The following is a 249-nucleotide window of genomic DNA, read 5'->3' as shown; positions in this document are numbered from 1 at the left end:
AGCCGAAAACGGCGTGCAGGCCTTGCAGCTATGGCAGCAGAAGGCGTTCGACCTGCTGATCACCGACTATCACATGCCACAGATGAATGGCGTTGAACTGGCCCTGGCCATTCGCCGCGAGGAGCATGAGCAGCAACGCCCGCGCACCCTGATTATCGGGCTGACCGCCGATGCCCAGCAGGAGGAAATAGAGCGCTGCATCAATGCCGGCATGCGCGACTGCCTGATCAAGCCGGTGAGCCTCGCGAC

At 61.8% G+C, this 249-nt stretch carries 1 protein-coding gene; it reads left to right on the top strand.

Going from position 1 to position 249, the window contains the following annotated elements:
• Positions 1-249, top strand: a 249-nt coding sequence (locus tag SB816_RS33780; protein ID WP_410548474.1) for a response regulator, incomplete at both ends; no start/stop codon positions are given.

The organism is Achromobacter sp. SIMBA_011, from assembly GCF_046535435.1.
GTDB lineage: Bacteria > Pseudomonadota > Gammaproteobacteria > Burkholderiales > Burkholderiaceae_B > Achromobacter > Achromobacter dolens.
The sequence above is the reverse complement of the archived record's forward strand: the minus strand, read 5'-3'. Positions and strand labels throughout refer to the sequence as shown.